Origin of the sequence: Kitasatospora sp. NPDC087271, assembly GCF_044744605.1 — a bacterium.
In the GTDB taxonomy this organism is placed as follows: domain Bacteria; phylum Actinomycetota; class Actinomycetes; order Streptomycetales; family Streptomycetaceae; genus Kitasatospora.
Genome location: NZ_JBIUYQ010000020.1, coordinates 89,038 through 108,626 on the forward strand (window position 1 = coordinate 89,038; position 19,589 = coordinate 108,626).

Genomic DNA, 19,589 nt, shown 5'->3' on the forward strand with positions numbered 1-19,589 from the left:
ACCCCCGCTCACCTAACACTCCTGACTGCTCCCCGCCCCCCGGTGGCGGCCACCCGGTCACCGGGTGGCCGCCACGGGGAGCCGGTCAGCGCCGGTGTGGCGCGCGCGAGCTCAGGGACTCCTCCAGGCTGGTGGTGAACTCGCTCTGCACCCCGGCCAGTCGGTCGTGGCTGCGGAAGCGGTCGAGCGCCGAGCGCAGCCGGTCCAGGGCCTCCAGTTCGCGGCCCCGGCTCAGCAGGTAGGCGGCGTGCGACTGTTCGGCGATGGCCTGGAGGTAGAGCAGGCCCGCTTCCTCGCAGCCGGCCAGCAGCCGGTGCCAGGCCAGGTCGACGGTCTCGCTGCGCCCGTGCGGGGGCAGGGTGTGCGCCTCGGTCAGCATCGACCACAGGTGGATCGAGGTGACCGGGCGGGCGGGCAGCAGCTCCCTGGCCTCCCGGGCCTGCCGCAGCGCACCCTGCCGGTCCCCGGCCAGCAGGCTCACCCAGCTGTGGTGGACCAGGGCGACGGCCAGCGGCCGGGGGTCGCCGGACTCCACGGCCAGCGCGGCCGAGCCGGACGCCAGCCGGGCGGCCTCGGTCGCGCTGCCCAGGATCGCGGTGATCAGCGACTGGGTGGCGAGCGCGCGGGCGTACGCGGCGCGGCCCGCGGGCCCGGTCGCGGCCTCGCCGGCGGCCACCGCCCGGCGCGCGGCCTCGGCCGCCTCCTGACGGCGTTCCAGCCCGAGCAGCGCGTTCGCCCGGGCGCCGTGCAACTGGGCGGCGGCCAGCTCGTCGCCGCACCGCTCGGCCGCCCGGACGCCCGCGCGCAGGCAGCCCAGCCAGTCGGTGAACCGGCTGGAGCCGTAGTACAGCGGGCCGGCGGCCTGGGCCAGCCGCCAGACCCGGTCCGGGTCGTCGGCGGTGCCGGTGATCAGCGCGCGGATCGCGGGCTCCTCGGCCTGGAACCAGTCCAGTGCGGCGCGGATGCCGTCGGCCGGCGGCAGGGCCCGCGGCGGGTGGACGAGCGCGTCGAAACCGTCCTGGCCCGGCTCGATGAACTCGCCGCCCTGCCGCAGCGCCGCCTGGTAGTAGTCCAGCAGCCGCTCCCGGGCGAGGCGCCGGCGCGGCTCGGGCTGCTCGGCGAGCAGCCCGGCGCTGAACAGCCGGACCAGCTCGGCGCGGCCGTAGCGCCCGGGCGCCGCACCGGTGAGCAGGTGGTGGGCGGCGAGTTCGCCGAGCGACCGGCGGGCGGTGGCCGGGTCGGCGCCGAGCACGGCCGCACTGGTCAGGGTGTCCACCTCCCGGCCCGGGTGGGCGGCCAGGAGGGTGAGCAGTTCGGCGGCGCCGGGGGAGAGGCGGCGGTACGTCAGGAGGAGCTCGGTGGTGACGCCGGTCGCGCCGTCGGCGTCCAGGACGGGCAGTCTGGTCTGCTCGTCGGCGAGTTCGGCGACCAGTTCGGCGATCGTCCAGTCCGGGCGGGTGGCCAGCCGGGCCGCGGCGATCCGCAGCGCCAGCGGCAGGTGGTCGCAGAGCCCGGCCAGTTCGGCGGCGGCGGCCGGTTCGGCCCGCAGCCGGTCGGGGCCGAGCGCGCGCTCCAGCAGCCGCAGGGAGTCGTCCTGGGGCAGCGGGGGCAGGCGCAGCAGGGCCGCACCGTCGGCGGCCACCAGCCCCTCCAGCGAGCCGCGGCTGGTCACCACGGCGGCGCAGCCGGGCCCCTGCGGCAGCAGGTCGGCGACCTGGTCGGCATCGGCGGCGTCGTCCAGGACCACCAGCAGGCGCCGCCCCCTGGTCCGGTCGCGGTAGAGCGCGGCCCGGTCGTTCCGGTCCTCGGGGACGGCGCCCTCGGAGACCCCGAGGGCCCGCAGGAAGCCGCCGAGGGCGGCCTCCGGGTCGGCCGGGCCGGCCGGGTCGAGGCCCCGCAGGTCGGCGAACAGCTGCCCGTCCGGGAAGTGCGGGGCGCGGCGGTGCGCCCAGGCGGTGACCAGCGCGCTCTTGCCGGCCCCGGCCGGTCCGACCACCACGGCCAGGCCGTCACCGGCGCGGTCCGGGCCGCACTCGCCGTCCAGCCAGCAGCCCTCGCTGTCCCGGCCGACGAAGTCGACCGGGCGGCGCGGGAGTTGACGGGGAACCCGCGGCGCGGCCGGAGGGGTCGCCGAGCGGGCCGGGGCCGGCTGCTCGGCCCGGCCCCCGGACAGCACCTCGGCGAGCGCCGCCTGGAGCGCCGGGCCGGGCCGGATCCCCAGCTCGCGGTCCAGCCGCACCCGGGCCTGGTGGTAGGCGGACAGCGCGTCCGCCGGCCGCCCGGCCTGGTGCAGACAGCGCATCAGCAGCGCCACCAGCTCCTCGCGCAGCCCGTCGGTCCGCACGTGCTGCTCCAGGGCCGGCACCGCCGCCACCCCGCTGCCCTGGCGCAGCCGCAGCCCGGCCCAGCTGAGCACGGCGGCGGTGCGGGCCTGCTCCAGCTGGTCGACCACCGCCGCGCGCACGGCGGTGTCGGGCAGGTCGGCCAGGGCCTCGCCGCGCCACAGCCGCAACGCCTGCTCCAGCAGCGCGATCGCCTGCGCGTCCGCCGTGTCGCAGCCGAGTCCGGCCTGTTCGGCGGCCCGGTCGGTCAGCACCTCGAAGCGCAGCGCGTCCACCTCCTCGGCCGGACCGGACAGCAGGTAGCCGGACGAGCGGGTGTGCAGCACGAACGGGGTGTCGGCGATCGCCTTGCGCAGCGCCGCCACGTGCCCCTGTAGGGCGGCCCGGGCGCTGGCCGGCGGCCGCTCGCCCCACAGCAGCTCGCAGAAGCCGTCCACCCCGACCACCCGGCCCAGCCGCAACGCGAGCAGCGCCAGGATCGCCCTGCGCTGCGCCCCCGGCAGCGAGGCGAAGCCGTCCGCCCCGGCCCGCAGCTCCACCGGGCCGAGGAGCCGAATCCGCACCAGTACCCCCACTTCACCCACGACGGCCAGGGCGTCCCCCCGCCCCATTGACATCCGGGGCGTGCCCCGGGGTGGAGCAGTGTAGTGCCCTGAAGTGTCCTGTTCGCGCCAGATCGCCCACTCCCCGGGCGCCGCCGGGTGGCGGCGCCCGGCGGAACGGACGTCGATGCCGGGCCCTGCGGATCTTGCCGGGTCCGGGTCCGACCCGACAAGATCCACCAGATCCGAGCAGACCCCATCCGGCCGCGTGCACGTGATCGGACCAGGCCTATCCTCTGACGACGCCGGGAAGACGCCGGAGGTTGTCGTCGGCGGCGGATCCGATCGGCGACAGGGGAGGAGAGGGCCGCATGCACATCGACCTGCTCGGGCCGGTCGCCGTACGACGGGACGACGGGACGACGGTCACACCCTCGGCCCCCAAACGCCGGGCGCTGCTGAGCACCCTCGCCATCCGGCTCAACCAGACCGTCGGCACCGACGAGCTGATCGAGCTGGTCTGGGACGGCGACGCGCCCCCCACCGCCCGCGCCGCGCTCCAGGGGCACGTCGCGGCCCTGCGCCAACTGCTCGACTGCCCCGGGCTCACCCTGGGCACCCGCGGCGCCGGCTACCTGCTGGCCGGCGACCCCGACCGGGTGGACCTGCTGCACTTCCGCGGGCTCTGCGACCGGGCGGGCGTGCTGCGGCCCGCCCCGGCCGCGCCCGCCGGGAGCACCGAGCCCGAGCCGCACGATCCGGCCGTGCCCCTGCTGCGCGCCGCCCTGGACCTGTTCCGCGGCCCGGCCCTCGTCGACTGCGGGTCCGTCCTGCTGCGCGAGCGCACCCTGCCGCACGTCACCGACCTGCGGCTGCGCGCCCTGGACCGGCTCGCCGAGGGCCTGCTCGGGGCCGGCCGCGGCGGCGAGCTGGCCGCCGAGCTGGCCGAGGCGGCGGCCGCCCACCCGACCCGGCAGACGCTGGTCGCCCGGCTGGTCCGCTGCCTCGACCAGGCCGGCCGCCGGGACGAGGCGGCGGCCTGGTACGACCGGGCGGTGGCCCGGCTCTCCGGCCCGCCCGGTCCGGAGCTGCGCCACGCCGGTGAACGGTCGGCGGACGGCCCCGAGCGGGACGCGCCGCCCAGACCCGCCCGGCTTCCGAGGCGTGGTGCGCCGGACCGCAGGTTCACCGGCCGGTCGGCCGAATTCGCCCGGCTCGACGAGGCCCTGGCCGCCGCCGTCCGGTCCGGCCACCCGATCCTGGTCACCGGACCGGCCGGGGTCGGCAAGACCAGCCTGGTCCAGCACTGGGTGCAGCGGTCCACCGGGCACTTCCCCGACGGAGTCCTGCACGCCGAGCTGGGCGGCTTCGACCCGGCCGGGCCCCGCGAACCCGCCGACGTGCTGGCCGGGTTCCTGCTCGCCCTCGGCGAGCCGGCGGGCGCCCTGCCCGCCTCGCCCGAGGAGCGGGAGCAGCGCTACCGGGAACTGCTGGCCGGCCGCCGGCTGCTGATCGTGCTGGACGACGCGCGCTCGTACGAGCAGCTCGCCCCGCTGCTGCCCGACCCGCCCCCGCCGGGGGACGGCCCGGACGGGGACGGGGCCGGGGACGGGGACGCAGGCACCCGCGGCACCCCCGTCGTCGTCGTCACCAGCCGCAGCCGGCTGCGCGACCTGCTGGTCCGCGACGGCGGCATCCCGCTCCCGCTGGGCGTCCTCGGCGCCGAGGACGCGGCCGAACTGCTCGCCCGGACCCTCGGCCCGGCCCGGGTCGCCGCCGAACCGCAGGCGGCCGCCGACCTCGCCGCGGCCTGCGACCACCTGCCGCTCGCCCTGCGGCTGGCCGCCGCCCGGCTGGCCGCCCGCCCCGGCTGGACCCTGGGCGACCTGGCCGCGGAACTCGCCGACGAGCAGACCGGCCTCGCCACCCTGGCCGGCACCGACCGCGGCCCGATCGGTGTCACCACCGCGCTGGACCACACCTACCGGACCCTGCCGCCCGCCCCCGCCCGGCTGTTCACCCTGCTCGGCCTGCACCCCGGCGCGGTGATCGACACCGCCACCGCCGCCGCGCTCGCCGACCTGCCGCCCGCCGCCACCCGCACCCTGCTGACCCGCCTCGACGCCGTCCACCTGCTGGAGGAGACCACGCCCGGCCGCTACGCCCGGCGCGAGCTGGTCCGGCGCTTCGCGGCCGGGCAGGCCGCCGAACTCACCTGCGACGACCGGTTCGTCGCCCTCGACCGGCTGATCGCCCACTACCTCGCGGTCACCGCGGCCTGGACCACCGGCGGCTGCACCAGCGCCGCCTGGACGCCCGAGGGCGGCGGCGCGGCCCCGGCGGAGGCGGCCGCCTGGTTCCGCCGGGAGGAGAGCGCCCTGCGCGCGGTGGTGGTCTGCGCCGAGCAGTTCGGCCGGACCGCCGAATCCTGGCAACTCGCCCACCGGATAGGCCTGCTGTACGAGACCACCGGCCACGACCGGACGCACTGGCGTGCCGTCACCGAGGCCGGCCTGCGCGCCGCCCACAGCTGCGCGGACCAGGCGGCCGTCGCCCGGCTGGCCACCGACCTCGCCGTCCTGCACGTCGACCGCGCCGCCCATCGCACCGCCGTCCAGCAACTGGAACGGGCCGTGGCCGCCGCAGACCGGGCCGGCGACCAACTGCTGCGCCACCAATGCCGTGCCCGGGTGGCCGGTGCGCTGCTGCGGGCCGGCCGCTACGACCAGGCCCTGCCGCTGATGACCGACCTGGTGAGCGCCGCCCGTACCCCGGCCGTCGGCGGCCTGCTCGTCCGCGCGCTCACCGACCTCGCCGACGCGCTGGTCCTGGCCGGCTCCCCCGGCCCGGCCCTGGTCCACGCCGACGAGGCCGTCCGGGTCGCCACCACCCGCTCCGGCGCCGAGGCCGTCCTCGCCACCCAGAGCCGGGCCCGCGCCCTGCACGCGCTCGGCCGCCGCGACGCCGCCCTGTCCACGGCCCGACTCGCCGTCGCCCTGGGCCGTACGGTCGGCGACACCGGACTGGAGTCCCGCACCCACGGCCTGCTGGCTGACCTGCTGTGCGAACTGGGTCGCACCACCGAGGGCGCCGTCGCCAGACGGCAGGCGGCCCGGGCCCTGGCGGCGGGGGAGCGCTGACGGTGCGCCGCCCCGCCGCCGCAGCAGCAGCCCTGCCCCGCCCGTCCCGCCCGTCCCGCCCGTCCCGCCCGTCCCGCTCGTCCTGCCCATCCTGCCCGTCCCGCCCATCCCGTTCGTCCCGTCCGATCGGCACAACTACAGGCGGAACTATGGGCAGAACCAGCACGCACGGCCGTCCCACCAGCAGGTGGGACGCCGCGGCCCGCACCGGGGTGCCCGGCGCCTGAGCTGGGCGCTCGATGCTGGGAAAGGGCTGGGTGCGAGGCATACTTCTGCCCGGGCATACTTCTGCCTGGGACGGTCGATCAGGCACAACGCCTGGCAGAAGTAACGGCGCTAGCAGGGGCGGGACATGACGGCTGTGAGCGGCACGGGAGCGGGCACGGAGTCCGAGGGGGCCGGTGACTTCGGCCGCCTGCTGGCCGGGCACCGGGTGGCGGCGGGCCTGACCCAGGAGGAGCTCGCCGCGGCGGCCGGCGTCAGTCTGCGCGCCGTCGGTGACATGGAGCGCGGCCGCACCCGCGGGCCGCAGCGGCGCACCGTCCGGGCCCTGGCCGAGACGCTGGGCCTGGACGCCCCGCAAACCGTCGCGCTGGACCGCGCCGCTCAGTGCGGCCGCCCCCGGGGGACCAGGCCGGTGCCGGCCGCCGCCCCCACCCGCGGGCCGGCCGCCCCCGCCCCGGCCCCCGCCGGACCGGCCGAGACCGGGGACGCCGAGACCGGGGACGCCGCGCCCCCCGCCCCGCTCGTGCCGGGCGCCCTCGCGCTGCCCCGCGACATCGCCGACTTCACCGCCCGCGAGAACGCCCTCGCCCTGCTGGCCGAGCTGGCCGAGGACGACCGACCCGCCCACCCCCGGGTGGTGCTGATCAGCGGTCAGCCCGGCCTGGGCAAGACCGCCTTCGCCCTGCACGCCGCCCACACCCTGGCCCCCTTCTTCCCCGACGGGCAGCTCTCGCTCGACCTCGGCGGCATGGCCGCCACCCCGCTCTCCGCCCGCGACGCGCTCGGCCAGGTGCTGCGCGCCCTGGGCGTCGCCGACAACGCGGTGCCCGCCGGGACGGAGGAACGGGCGGGCCTCTACCGGGCCCTGGTGCGCGAGCGCCGGCTCGTCCTGGTCCTGGACAACGCCGCCGACGAGAGCCAGGTGCGCCCGCTGCTGCCCGGCTCCGGGCCCGCCGTGACCCTGGTGACCAGCCGCAACACCCTGCCCGGACTGGAGTCGGTGCTCCGCCTGCGGCTGGACGCCCTGGCCCCGGGCGAGGCCGCCGACCTGCTGGCCCGGATCGCCGGCCGCGAGCGGATCGACGCGGCGCCCGACGCCACCGCCGAACTGGCCCGGCTCTGCGGCTACCTGCCGCTCGCGCTGCGCATCGCCGGGCAGCGGCTGGTGGCCCGCCCGCAGCAGCCGGTCAGCCATCTGGTGCGCCAACTGGCCGCCGAGGAGCACCGGTTGGACTTGCTGGAGACCGGAGACCTGGCCGTCCGACCGGCCTTCGCGCTGTCCTACCGGCGGCTGCCGGCCGAATCCCAGCTGGTGCTGCGCCGCTCCGCACTGACCGCCGGGCACGACTTCACCGCCGCCGTCGCCGCCGCCTACGCGGGCCTGCCGGTCGGCCGGACCGAACTCGTCCTGGAGCAACTGATCGACGCCGGGCTGGTGCAACTCGCCACCCCGGAGCGCTATCGGCTGCACGACCTGGTCCGGCTCTACGCGGGCGAGCGGCTCGGCGCCGACGAGGGCCCCGAGGCGGTGGCGTGGGCCCGGGCCAGGGCCGGTGACTGGCTGCTGAACCGGGCCGCCGAGTACGGCCTCCGGTTCGACCCGGACCACGCGACGGCGGACCCCGACACCGATCCCGACGCCGACGCGGACCGGACCGGCCCCCCGGTGCCGCTCACCGAGGCGGCGCGCTGGCTGGAGGAGGAGCACCCGGAGTGGCTGGCCGCCCTCCACCAGGCCTTCGCCGCCGGCCGGCACCGGGAGGTGATCGACACCGCCGAGGCCATGCACTGGTTCTCCGACCGGCTGCTGAGCTGGGACATCTGGGCCGAGGTCTTCCAACTGTCGGTCGACGCGGCCCGCGCCTGCGGCGACCAGCTGGCCGAGGCCGTCCACGTCAACTACCTGGCGTGGACGTACGTCACCTGCCTGCACCGCTACCAGCGCGGCATCGACCTGGCCAACGAGGGGCTGGAACTGGCCCGCCGGATCGGCGCCCGCGAGCAGGAGGGCTGGGCGCTGACCTACCTCGCGGCGGGCCTTCGGCACCTGCACCGGCACCGGGAGGCCATCGACGCCTACCACCGGGCCGCGGACACCTTCGCCGCCGTCAACAGCCGCTCCGGCTGGATCGGCCGGCTGGTCACGCTGCGCGGCGCGGCCAACTGCCTGCGCGACTCGGGCCGGGCCGAGGAGGCGGTGGAGTCCCGCCGGCGCGCGCTGGCCGGCGCGTTGGAACTGGTGGAGCGCTGGTCCTCGCCGCTGATGCACCTGGCGGCGGCCATGACGGCACACGAACTCGGCCTGGACCGCGCCGCGCTGGGGCGCTGGCCGGCCGCCGAGAAGGCCTACCGGCAGGCCCTGACCCACTACGCGGAGATCGGCCGGCCGGACAGCATGACCAAGACCCTCACCGAGCTCGGCACCGCCCTGATCGAGCAGGGCCGCGCCGAGGAGGCCCGCGAACTCCTCACCGAGGCGCTGACCGACCTCAGCGCGGACGGCCCCCGGCAGGGGCGGCGCCGGACGGGGTGAGGCGGGAAGCCCGGTGGCGGGCGAAACGCGCACGCCCGCACAGCGGGTGGGCCGTGCGGGCGCGTGAGCGGCGGACTGTGCGGGACGGTCAGATCCGGGTGTCCTCGACCACCGGCAGCGTGTGGTTCTCGGCGAAGGCGCTCGGGGCGAACGAGGTCCGCGGCGCGACGGTCGGCTTCTTGCCGCAGAAGGCCGGCTCCAGCGCGTTCATCAGGCCCTGCGTCACGGAGCCGTTGTTGGAGGCGTTGGCGAACACGACGACGGAGCGCTTGCCGTCCGGGGTGGCGAACGACTGGGTCTGGAAGCCCTGGACGATGCCGCCGTGGCCGTACACGTCACCGCAGGACAGCGAGATGCGGCGCAGCCCGAGGCCGTAGCTGATCTTGGCGGTGGGGGTGGCCAGGGCGGCCGTCATCTGCTTCAGCGAGTCGTCCGAGACCAGCCCGCCGGAGCTGCCCGCCATCAGCGCGGTGAGGAAGTGGTCGAGGTCCGCGGCGTCGGAGATGACCGCGCCGGCCGTCCACACCCAGGAGCCGGTCTGCGCGGTGGAGTCCAGCAGCGGCTTGGTGCGGTCGTCGTTGGTGAGGTAACCGGTGACGTGCGCGCCCTGGATGTCCTGGTCGGGCACGACGAAGGAGGTCTTGTTCAGGCCCAGCGGCTCGATGATCCGCTCGCGCAGGACGTCCTCGTAGGGGCGGCCGGTGAGGTGCTCGACCGCGAGGCCCATCAGGACGAAGTCGGTGTTGGAGTAGGAGTACCGGCTCCCGGGCGTGTACTGCTGGCCGTGCTTGACGGACATCGCCACCAGGTCGCGCGGCGCGTACACGTTGGTGCGGATGCGCGCCTCGAAGGCGCTGGTGGTCTCCTCACCGGCCTGCTCCAGCAGGTCGTTGGTGTGGTCGTAGATCCCGGCGCGGTGCTCCATGACCTGGCGGCCCGTCATGGTCCAGGTGTCCGGCAGGGTGCCGGCCGGCAGGTAGTCGCGCAGCGGCTTGTCGAGGTCGATCAGGCCCTGCTCCGCCAGCTGCATCACGAGAACGGCGTTGAACATCTTGCTGTTGCTGCCGATCCGGAACCTCCACGAGGAGTTCATCGGGGTGCCGTCCAGATCGGCCTTGCCGACGGCCAGCGACCGGGTGGACTCGGCGTCGCCGTGGTCGCGGATCACCGCGAACGCGCCCGGGGCGCCCGCGTCGGTGGTCGCCTGGAGGGCGGCGCGCACCGCGGCCGTGTCCGGGGTGGGTGCCCCGGTGGTGCCCTGGTCGGCGGCCACGGCGTGCGCGGCTCCGGTCGCCAGCAGGACGACACCCGCGGCCGCCACCGCGAGCGGACGCAGAAGGCTGATCTTCGCCATGATCCTCTGTTCTCTCACTCGGCTGACGCGGCGTCCGGCCACGTCCTCGAAGATCCACTATCACCGGAGGGGCGTGCGGCTGGCAAAGTGAACCCGATCGGCCGCACCATCCGTTTCCCGACCCGGGGTCAAGGTTTTACCTGCTGTCGTCTACCCGCGTCGACCGATCCACCCGATGCTGTTCGGGCGCCTCGCGCGTGCTCCCGCACCTTCGCCCAGGCCTTCCCCCTCATCGATCGTGGAGTTCCGCATGCCCCTGGCCACCTCCGCGCGCCGGGCCGGCGCGCTGCTGCTCGCCGCCGCCGGCCTGATACCGCTGTCCGGCACCGCCCAGGCCGCCACCGCCGCCACCGCCGCCACGTACACGCCGATCGTGTTCCCGGACCGGGACCACGGCGTCGTCTACGACCTCATCAACTCGGCCACCCGCTCGGTCGACGTGACCATGTACGAGCTGCGCGACACCACCGCCGTCAACGCCCTGATCGGCCGCCAGCGGGCCGGCCTCACCGTCCGGGTGATCCTCGACGGCCGGCACACCTCGGTCAACGGCGCCGCCTACTCGGCCCTGCGGGCCGCCGGCGTCGGGGTGACGTACTCCTCCTCCGCGTTCGTCTACACCCACCAGAAGACCGTCACCGTGGACGGCGCCAAGTCCCTGATCCTGACCGGGAACCTGGACTCCACCTACTACTCCAGCAGCCGCGACTACGGCGTCGTCGACACCGACGCCAACGACGTCGCCGCGATCGAGCAGGTCTTCGCCGCCGACTACGCCCAGACCTCGATCACCCCCTCCGACGGCGACAACCTGGTCTGGTCGCCCACCGACTCGCAGGCCCGCCTGCTGGACCTGATCAACGGCGCGCAGCACACGCTGGACCTGGAGCAGCTGGAGTTCGGTGACCAGGCCCTGGTGGACGCGGTCGCCGCGGCCGCCGGCCGGGGCGTCACCGTGCGGGTGGTGGGCATGAACCCCTCGTCCTACAGCAGCTACTTCGACCAGGTGGTCACGGCCGGCGGCCAGGTGGTCACCTACTCCTCGACCACGGGCCTGTACATCCACGCCAAGGCGATCGTCGCCGACTACGGCACGCCCTCGGCCAAGGTGTTCGCCGGTTCGGAGAACTTCTCCGACAACTCGCTGAACAACAACCGCGAGCTGGGCCTGATCACCACCGACCCCGGCGTGCTGACCACCGTCGAGTCCACCGTCGCCCGCGACTTCGCCAACGGCACGCCGTACTAGAACGGTTCGTCGCGCGGGCCTGATCGAGCGTCCGCGCCCGGGCCGCTCCCTACCCGAGGAATTGTCATGACTTCGTCCACCAAGCCCGGCTCCCGTCGCACCGCCACCGCCCTCGGCTCGGTGGCAGCCCTGGTCGCGGCCTCCGCCGGGCTCTGGGCCGCCACCGCCTCCACCGCGCAGGCCGCCGCCCTGCCCGCGCCCGACCACATCGTCGTCGTGGTGATGGAGAACCACGCCTACAACCAGGTCGTCGGCAGCAGCAGCGCCCCCTACCTCAACTCCCTGGCCACCGGCGGCGCCAACCTCACCCAGTCGTTCGGCATCACCCACCCCAGCCAGCCGAACTACTACGCCCTGTTCTCCGGCTCCACCCAGGGCGTCACGGACGACAGCTGCGTCTCCGTCGGTGCCCTCCAGGGCCCCAACCTGGCCTCCGAGGTCACCGCCGCCGGCAGGACCTGGGCCAGTTACAACGAGACCCTGCCCGCCCAGGGCAGCACCGCGTGCAGCAGCGGCAAGTACGCGCAGAAGCACAACCCCTGGTTCGGCTTCGGCAACGTCCCGCTGAACTCGGCCAGGACCTTCGCCCAGTTCCCGACCGACTACACCACCCTGCCGAACGTCTCCTTCGTCGTGCCGAACCTCTGCAGCGACATGCACGACTGCTCGGTCGGCACCGGCGACACCTGGATCAAGAACAACCTCGGCGCCTACGCCACCTGGGCCAAGAGTCACAACAGCCTGCTCGTGGTCACCTTCGACGAGGACAACCGGCTCGCGGGCAACCGCATCCCGACCGTCTTCTACGGCGCCCACGTGACCCCCGGCAGCACCTCCGCCGCGACCTACAACCACTACAACGTGCTGCGGACCCTGGAGGACCTCGCCGGCGCCACCACCCACGCGGGCAACGCGGCCAACGCCGGTGACATCACCGGCATCTGGAACTAGGTCCTGGCCCGCCGCTCGGACGATCCACCGGGAGCCGCACCCGGACCACCGGCCGCCCCGCGCCCGCCGCGCGGGGCGGCCGCCGCGTCGGAGGTCGACAGCGGCGCGGGGGGCGGCGAGGATGGGAGCGTGCGATTCGATGCGGTGCCGATGCCGGAGCGGGTGGGGGAGCGGCCCCGGGACGTCCGGGGCTATCCGGTGCCGGCGGTCACGCCGTGGCGGGGCGGCGAGCCGCAGTTCGCGTTGACCGACCACGAGCGCAGCGCGAACTGCGCGCTGGAGCGCCTCTGTTCGGTGTGCGGGGGGTTCATGGCCCGGGGCCCCGTGTGGCGCGTGGTCGGAGCGGCGGAGAGCGCGGCGATCGCCGCCGCGCTCGCCGAGGGGCGGCCGTACCGCAACCTCGCGCCGACGATGGAGGGGCCCGGTCACCGGGCCTGCATGCTCTACGCGGCGATGGTGTGCCCGTACCTGGCCCGGCCGAACGCCAGGCGCCGGGCGACGGCGCCCGGCGGAGTGGACGAGCTGACGGTGGCCGCCGTCCGCGGGGCGGTGCGGGGCGGCACGGGGGCGGTGGTCGGGTTCGGCGACTACGAGTTCGCCGTCACCGAGAGCCGGGTGCTGTTCCGCTTCCTGGACCCGGTCGAGTTCCTGCCGCACGAGTCCGCCGACGAGCATGTGTCCGCGCTCCGGGCCGAGTTGGCCTCGCGCGACGGACTTTAGCGGAGGATTTGCGCGGTTCGCCCCGTACCGGCCACGAACCAGTGTCAGACTGAGGCGGACATGACCAGTCCTGGATCGGGGGCGGCCGTCCATCAGCGACGGCTTCAGGGCGCCGACATCGAGGAGTACGTTTCTTGACCACTCACCTCAGGCATGGCACCGGCGCGCGGAAGGCGCTGGCGCTGCTGGCGGCACTGTGCGGGATCGTCGGCCTCACCGCGCTCGGTACGACCCCTGCGGCGGCGGCCGATTCGCGTCACGCGATCTACGCCATCGCGCACCGGGTCGACACCCTGGACGGGGTGGACGCCGCGCTCGGCCACGGCGCCAACGCCATCGAGATCGACGTCTGCGCCTGGTGGAACCCGAACGAATGGCGCGCCTACCACGACTGTTCCTCGGCCGGTGAGAACCGCCTGGGCCCCAGCTTCGACAGCATGATCGACCGCATCCTCTCCAACGCCAACGCCGGACGCCGGCTGTCGCTGGTCTGGCTGGACATCAAGGACCCGAACTACTGCGGGGAGCAGCCCAACCGCACGTGCAGCGTCGCCGGACTGCGGGACAAGGCGCAGCGGCTGACGGCCGCCGGGATCCAGGTCCTCTACGGCTTCTTCGAGTACCACGGCGGCAACACCCCGGACGTCGGCGGCAGGGGCTGGCAGAGCCTGGAAGGCAGGCTCGGCCCGCTGGAGGGCATCACGTCCACCGGCACCCGCGACCAGGTCCAGGGCGCCTTCAACCGGTCCGGTTCCGGATTCCCGGCCGGTCACCGCGCGATGGACTACGGCGACTCCGACATCACCAAGGGCTTCGGCAACTGCACGGAGGCCACGTACAACACGTGTGCGGAGCTGAAGAAGGGGGCCGGGGACCGCGCCGCCGGGCGGCTCGCGGCCACGCTGTCCTGGACGACCACCTACAACGACCCGTGGTACGTCGACAAGCTGCTCGGCGATGCGGGTGTGGACGGCATCATCGCGGGCTACGGCGCCTTCACCGGCGTGCGCGAGTACGACAACAGCTGGCAGTGCGCCAATGCCATCAACCTCGTCCGTGACTGGGTGAACCGCCACAGCGGCACCCACCGCATGGCCAACAGCGGCGACCGCCTGTTCCGCTAGGCCTTTCCGCCAGGGCTGTTCCGTGGGGCCCGTCCGCTGGGCCTGTTCCGCTGGGCCCTGCCCGGCCGAAGGCATTCGCCGTCCCGCCCGCCGCCCGCCCGCCGCCCGTGCCGCGGGCGGGACGGCGCCATGGCTAGCGGGTGATGGTCCACTGCTGCTCGGCGGAGCCGTCGCAGGTCCACACCCCGAGCTCCTTGTCGTCCTCGTGGTAGGTCAGGCAGTCCTGGTCGCTGATCCGGATCACGTACCGGTCGCCCGAGACGTTCTTCACCTCCCACTTCTGCTCCGAAGAGCCCTTCCACCCCTTGGTGTTGGCGAAGTAGGTGCCGGTGTTCTCGGTGAGGTCCCGCCCGAGCGCGTTGGTGATCCGGTAGCGACCGCCGCCCGCGTCGCGGAACGTCCAGGTGCCGCCCGCGTCGCCCGGCTTCCCGGCGATCACCGAGGCGCCCTCGCCGGAGCCGGTGGCGACGGCGCCGAGGTTGTTGACGGTCCGCAGGTGCACGGGTGTGTTGAGCGCGGGTCGGCCGGAGCCGGTGGGGGTGCCGGTGCCGGGCTTGGTGCCGGGCTCGGCCGGCTCACCGGGCTTGCCGGTGTGCGGAGGCCTGGCCGGCGTGGCGGGCACCCCGGGGTCGTACGGCGTGCCGGGGTCCTGCGGCATCGCGGGGACGATCTGGGTGGCCGGCAGCCCGCCCGGCGCGGGAGTGCCCGGGTCCCTCGGCACGCCGGGGAACGCCATCGGGGAGAAGTTCACGACGCCGTCGGTGTGGTTGTAGCGCTGGCCGGCGCTGCCCGTGCCCCTCGGGTACGTCCAGGTGTGCTCGCGGGTGGTCCGGTTGAAGAGTCCGTAGAACCCCCAGTTGCCCCAGCCGCCGTCGAAGCCGTTGGCGAAGCTGCCGCCGCCGGAGAAGACCCAGATCCGGTAGGTCTGGTCCTCGCGCGAGGTCTTGTCGTGGTAGTCGACGTCGTACGTGAAGGCGACGTTCTGGAAGCTCTGCTCGTAGTTGTGGACGTACCAGGGGTCTCCGAAGGCGTTGTCGCCCTTGATGTTGAAGACCATGATGTTGTAGCTGCCGCCGGTCGCCTTGATCAGCATGTCGAGCGTGCCCTGGACGAACTCGCCGCGGGCCTGGTTCTTGACCTCCGAGGTGTGCTGCGCCGCCTCGATGCACCACACCAGGCTGGTCGAGCCGGGAGTCACCGTGTTGGCGGCGTTGCAGTTCTCCTGGGCCGGGTCGTACGAGCCGTCGGCCATCGCGGGCCCCGCCAGACCCAGGACGGCCACGGCACTCATGCCTGCGGCCAGGGCCGACAGCTTCTTCGTCGAACGCACGTGCTCTCCTTGCGAGTTCTGTGATGGGCGGGACAAAATATGGCATTCCGGTCAGCCGATCAGTGCCACTTTGTCTCGATCTATACGCATCCCTTGCGTAGGCCTGACGCCCGCGGTGCGCCGGCCCGAACCCGTGCGGGCGATTTCTCAAGCCCCTTGTGAAGGACGGATGATCGGGCCGCCCGGGTTCAACGGGCCGCGTCCGTCGATCACGCTGCCCGATGCGGGGGCTCACGGCCGGTAGGCGGGGAGGCCCTTGACGGTGGAGACCTGGGCCGGGGCGGCGGAGCCGTCGGCGGGGAGGGTGCTGACGCCGTCGGGGGTGCGGGCCGCGATGGTCCGGCCGTCGGGGGACCACGCGGGTTCGGTGTAGTCGGTGGCGGCGGCGGGGGTGAGGTCCTTCTCGTCCTTCTGGTCGATCCGGCTGGAGCGGGTGAACAGGTGGTCGTGCCCGTCGACGGAGCGGACGAAGACGACGTGCTCGCCGTCGGGGGAGAGGGCCGGTTGGGAGCCCTGGCCCAGGTCGCGGGTGGCGGGGCGGATGTAGTCGTCGTAGAGGTAGACCTCGTCGGCGGGGGTGTTGGCGTAGACGATCTCGCCGTGCCGGCCGCCGGCGTCGGCCCAGGTGTTGCCGGTCTGCGGCGGCTGCGGCATGTTCGCGCTGCCGTCCAGGGAGGTGTGCGGGGTGAGCACCTCGGGGGTGCCGCCGACGGCCTTGGTGGGGATCTTCTCCAGGCGCAGGACACCGCCCTCGGCGGCGGCGAAGACGATGGTGTCGAAGCGTTCGGTGGATTCGGGGAGGTCGCTGGGGCCCTGCGCGGCGTGCTGCCAGGTGGGGTGGGACCAGGTCTCGCCGCCGGGGGCCGTGGCGAGGGTGACCTTCGCGCCGCCGTCGGGGTCGGCGACGACGAGGTCGCCGTTCCCGTCGATGAAGGCCGCTCGTTTGCCGTCGGGGGACCAGGCGAGGTCGCGGACGACGGTGCCGAAGTCGACGGTGGTGCCGTTCATCGCGACGGCCCGGGTGCCGGTGCTGATGGTCAGGTGGTTGGCGGCGCTGGTGCCGTTGACCTCCTTGGCGCCCGGCGTGGGGGTGCTCGGGTGGGCGGAGCGGCCCGGGGCCGGGGTCCCCGGACCGGTGGCGCCGGGCGCCGCGCTGCCGGTGGCGGCGGTCGGGTCCGAGCCGGCGTTGTCGGGGCCGCAGGCGGAGAGCAGGACGGCGCCGACGGTGGCCATCAGGGCGAGCGCGGCGGTGGTGCCGAATCTGTTGCGCACGGACATTTCCAGGTCCCCCTCGGGTGCTGTTCGCGTTCGAGGAGGAGCATCCCAGGGGGAGTTCCACGACCGGTGCGAGCCGTGTCACGGTCGTGGAACAACAGCCGCCCCGGCCGCCCTGCCGGGAGCGGAGCCTGACGCCGGGTCAGAGTCCGAGGGTGGTGAGGCCGGGGTGGTCGTCGGGGCGCCGGCCGAGCGGCCAGTGGAAGAAGCGTTCGGCGGCGGTGATCGGCAGGTCGTTGATGGCGGCGTGGCGGTGTGCCATCAGGCCGTCGCGGTCGAACTCCCAGTTCTCGTTGCCGTAGGAGCGGTACCACTGGCCGGAGTCGTCGTGCCACTCGTAGGCGAAGCGGACGGCGATGCGGTCGCCGTCGTGCGCCCACAGCTCCTTGACGAGGCGGTAGTCGAGTTCGCGGTGCCACTTGCGGGTGAGGAAGTCGGCGATCTGCTCGCGTCCGGTGAGGAACTCGGTGCGGTTGCGCCACCGGCTGTCGGGCGTGTAGGCGAGGGCGACGCGGTGGGGGTCGCGGGTGTTCCAGGCGTCCTCGGCGGCGCGGACCTTCCGTCGGGCGGTCTCCGGGGTGAACGGGGGCAGGGGAGGGCGCTGTTCGGTCACGGGGTCTCCTCGGGTGCGGCGGAGCCGACGGCGAGAACGGTCGTTCTCGCCGTAGCGGCTACCCTAGGAGAACCATCGTTCTCACGCAAAGGGCACGGCAGATGGACCAGCACGACCCGCGGGGCCTGATCCTCGACGCGGCCGAGGAGCTGTTCTACGGGCAGGGCATCCAGGCGGTCGGCATGGACGCCGTCCGGGCGGCCTCCGGCCTGACGATGCGCCGGCTCTACCAGCAGTTCCCGTCCAAGGACGACCTGGTCGAGGCGTACCTGCGGCGCCGGGACGGGCGCTGGCGGGCGAACCTCGCCGCCTACGTGGCCGGCGCCGCCACGCCGCCGCGCGACCAGTTGCTCGCCGTCTTCGACTGGCTCGGTCGCTGGTTCGCCGAACCCGGCTTCCGGGGCTGCGCGTTCGTCAACTCCTTCGGCGAGCTGGGCGCCGTCTCACCGGCGGTCGCGGCGACCGCCCGGCAGCACAAGGAGGAGTTCAACGCCTACCTCGTCTGCCTGGCCGAGGCCGCCGGCGCCCCGCCCGCCACCGCCGCCCAGCTGGCGCTGCTCGCCGAGGGGGCGATGACCACCGCCGCCGTGCACGGCGACCCGAGCGCCGCCGCCGACGCCAAGGCGGCCGCCCGCGTACTGCTGGACGCCGCCCTGTCCGCCCGCACCTGACGGACCGGGGGGCCGTCAGCCAGGGACGGGGGCCGTGCGCCGCTCGAAGACCTCGGGGCGGGCCGCCTCCAGGGCGGTGGCGACGGCGCCCAGCAGGACGGCGTCCTGGCCGAGCCGGCTCGGCTCCAACCGGGGCCGCAGCGGGGAGCGCTCGTACAGGGCCTGCTCCATCGGGCGCAGCAGCAGGTCGGCGCTGCGCCCGATGCCGCCGCCGAGGACGACCATGTCCGGGTCGAGCAGCGCGGCGACGACGGCGAGGACGTAGCCCAGGCGGTCCACCTCCTGCCGGACGGCCTCGACCGCGGCGGGCTCGCCGAGCCGGGCCCGGGTGAACACCTTCTCGGCGGTGAGCGGCCGCCGCATCCCGAGGTCGAGGGCGGTGCGCACCACGGCGTCGGCGGAGACGGTCTCCTCCAGGGTGGTGCCGGTGCCGGTGCCGGTGCCGGTGCTGGTGGTGGAGGTGCAGCCCGGCAGGCGCAGCAGCCCGAGTTCGCCGGCCGCGCCGTGCGCCCCCGTCAGCAGTTCGCCGTCCTTGACCACGCCCAGGCCGAGTCCGGTGCCGACCAGCAGGTAGACGAAGAGCCGGCTGCCCGCGCCCGCGCCGTAGGTGTACTCGCCGACGGCGGCGAGGTTGGCGTCGTTGGCGACGGTGACGGTGGTGCCCAGGCCGTCGGCTATTCGGTCGAACAGGCCGGGGCGGCCCCAGCCGGGCAGGCTGGCGGCGAGTCTGACGCTGCGTCTGCGCTCGTCCCAGACCCCGGGCGTGCCGGCCACGGTGTGGGCCACGGCGGTGCCGGGCAGGCCCGCCTCGGCGATGGCCTCGCGGGCGGCCGCGACGACGGCGTCGGCGACGGCGTTGGCCGAGCGGCCGCGGTTGGGCAGGTCGCGGCGGGCGACGACGCACCCGGACAGGTCGGCGACGGCGACCCGCAGCCGGGCCCGGCCGATGTCGAGCCCGAGGACGTGCCCGGCGGCCGGGTCGGTCTCGTACAGGACGGCGGTGCGGCCGCGCTCGGGGGCGAACCGGCCGGCCTCGCGGGCGAGTCCGGCGAGTTCGAGAGTGGCCAGCGCGGTGGAGACGGTGGGCTTGGACAGCCCGGTGTCGCGGGCGAGTTGGGCCCGGGAGAGCGGGCCGTGCCGGCGCAGCCGCTCCAGCAGGAGCCACTCGTTGTTGCTCCGGAGCCGCTGCCGGTTCCACGGCTGTTGTCCAGGCCCTGACAGCGGAGCGAGGGTGACGGGCTGCGGCGCCCCGTCCGTGGCCGTAGTCCGTCCTGCTGTGCTCATTCGGTCGATCGTAGGGCACTCGTCAGCCGACGAACGAGGACGGGCAGTGAGAGGACGGGCGGTGAGCGGACGGGCGGTGAGCGGATCGGCGGAGTGGAGGAGTGGAAGCGCGGACCGCCGGTGGCGGCGGGGAGTCCCGGCTCCCTGCCGCCACCGGCGGTCGGATCGCCCGGCGCGGCCGCGCTCCGCCGGGGTCGGGGAGTCCGGGGGCGGGCTTCGCCGGGCCGGGGTCCGGT

General features: G+C 74.9%; 13 protein-coding genes. 7 read left to right on the top strand and 6 right to left on the bottom strand.

What is annotated here, in order from left to right:
• Positions 1-85: 85 nt before the first annotated feature.
• Positions 86-2,905 (bottom strand): BTAD domain-containing putative transcriptional regulator, encoded by a 2,820-nt coding sequence (locus ACIO9K_RS28325; RefSeq protein ID WP_400334226.1) that lies wholly within the window; start codon positions 2,903-2,905, stop codon positions 86-88.
• Positions 2,906-3,255: 350 nt separating this feature from the next.
• On the opposite strand from ACIO9K_RS28325, the gene ACIO9K_RS28330 reads away from it, so the two are divergent.
• The gene (locus ACIO9K_RS28330) at positions 3,256-6,024 is read left to right on the top strand and encodes a BTAD domain-containing putative transcriptional regulator (protein ID WP_400334229.1); all 2,769 of its coding nucleotides are present in this window, start codon (positions 3,256-3,258) and stop codon (positions 6,022-6,024) included.
• 352 nt (positions 6,025-6,376) lie between these two features.
• The gene (locus tag ACIO9K_RS28335; RefSeq protein ID WP_400334232.1) at positions 6,377-8,782 is read left to right on the top strand and encodes an ATP-binding protein; all 2,406 of its coding nucleotides are present in this window, start codon (positions 6,377-6,379) and stop codon (positions 8,780-8,782) included.
• Positions 8,783-8,870: 88 nt separating this feature from the next.
• On the opposite strand, the gene ACIO9K_RS28340 is transcribed toward ACIO9K_RS28335, so the two are convergent.
• A complete protein-coding gene (locus ACIO9K_RS28340; protein WP_400334235.1) occupies positions 8,871-10,136 on the bottom strand; it encodes a serine hydrolase domain-containing protein in 1,266 nt (421 codons plus the stop codon).
• Between the two features lie 250 nt (positions 10,137-10,386).
• Between ACIO9K_RS28340 and ACIO9K_RS28345 the strand changes: the two genes are divergently transcribed.
• The 4 genes from ACIO9K_RS28345 (at position 10,387) to ACIO9K_RS28360 (ending at position 14,180) form a co-directional block, all read left to right on the top strand.
• Complete coding sequence (locus ACIO9K_RS28345) at positions 10,387-11,385, top strand: phospholipase D-like domain-containing protein (protein WP_363630465.1); 999 nt, start codon at positions 10,387-10,389, stop codon at positions 11,383-11,385.
• Positions 11,386-11,451: 66 nt separating this feature from the next.
• On the top strand, positions 11,452-12,336 hold the full coding sequence (locus ACIO9K_RS28350) for an alkaline phosphatase family protein (protein WP_363589478.1): 885 nt from the start codon (positions 11,452-11,454) through the stop codon (positions 12,334-12,336).
• A gap of 129 nt (positions 12,337-12,465) precedes the next feature.
• Positions 12,466-13,056, top strand: coding sequence for a hypothetical protein (locus tag ACIO9K_RS28355; RefSeq protein ID WP_400334238.1), 591 nt, complete (start codon positions 12,466-12,468; stop codon positions 13,054-13,056).
• A gap of 134 nt (positions 13,057-13,190) precedes the next feature.
• Entirely contained in the window at positions 13,191-14,180 is a 990-nt protein-coding gene (locus ACIO9K_RS28360) for a phospholipase (protein ID WP_363617409.1), read from the top strand.
• A 133-nt stretch (positions 14,181-14,313) separates the two neighbouring features.
• Here ACIO9K_RS28360 and ACIO9K_RS28365 read toward each other — a convergent pair whose 3' ends face one another.
• From ACIO9K_RS28365 to ACIO9K_RS28375, 3 genes are all read right to left on the bottom strand, one after another.
• Positions 14,314-15,510 (bottom strand): hypothetical protein, encoded by a 1,197-nt coding sequence (locus ACIO9K_RS28365; RefSeq protein WP_400334241.1) that lies wholly within the window; start codon positions 15,508-15,510, stop codon positions 14,314-14,316.
• Between the two features lie 231 nt (positions 15,511-15,741).
• Positions 15,742-16,788, bottom strand: a complete 1,047-nt coding sequence (locus ACIO9K_RS28370) for a hypothetical protein (RefSeq protein WP_400334244.1) — start codon at positions 16,786-16,788, stop codon at positions 15,742-15,744.
• Positions 16,789-16,927: 139 nt separating this feature from the next.
• Positions 16,928-17,398 (bottom strand): DUF1348 family protein, encoded by a 471-nt coding sequence (locus ACIO9K_RS28375; protein ID WP_400334246.1) that lies wholly within the window; start codon positions 17,396-17,398, stop codon positions 16,928-16,930.
• Positions 17,399-17,499: 101 nt separating this feature from the next.
• Here ACIO9K_RS28375 and ACIO9K_RS28380 point away from each other — a divergent pair, with 101 nt between their 5' ends.
• Positions 17,500-18,069 (top strand): TetR/AcrR family transcriptional regulator, encoded by a 570-nt coding sequence (locus tag ACIO9K_RS28380; RefSeq protein WP_363586491.1) that lies wholly within the window; start codon positions 17,500-17,502, stop codon positions 18,067-18,069.
• 15 nt (positions 18,070-18,084) lie between these two features.
• Here the strand turns inward: ACIO9K_RS28380 and ACIO9K_RS28385 are convergent, their stop codons facing one another.
• Complete coding sequence (locus ACIO9K_RS28385; RefSeq protein WP_400334249.1) at positions 18,085-19,353, bottom strand: ROK family protein; 1,269 nt, start codon at positions 19,351-19,353, stop codon at positions 18,085-18,087.
• Positions 19,354-19,589: the final 236 nt, after the last annotated feature.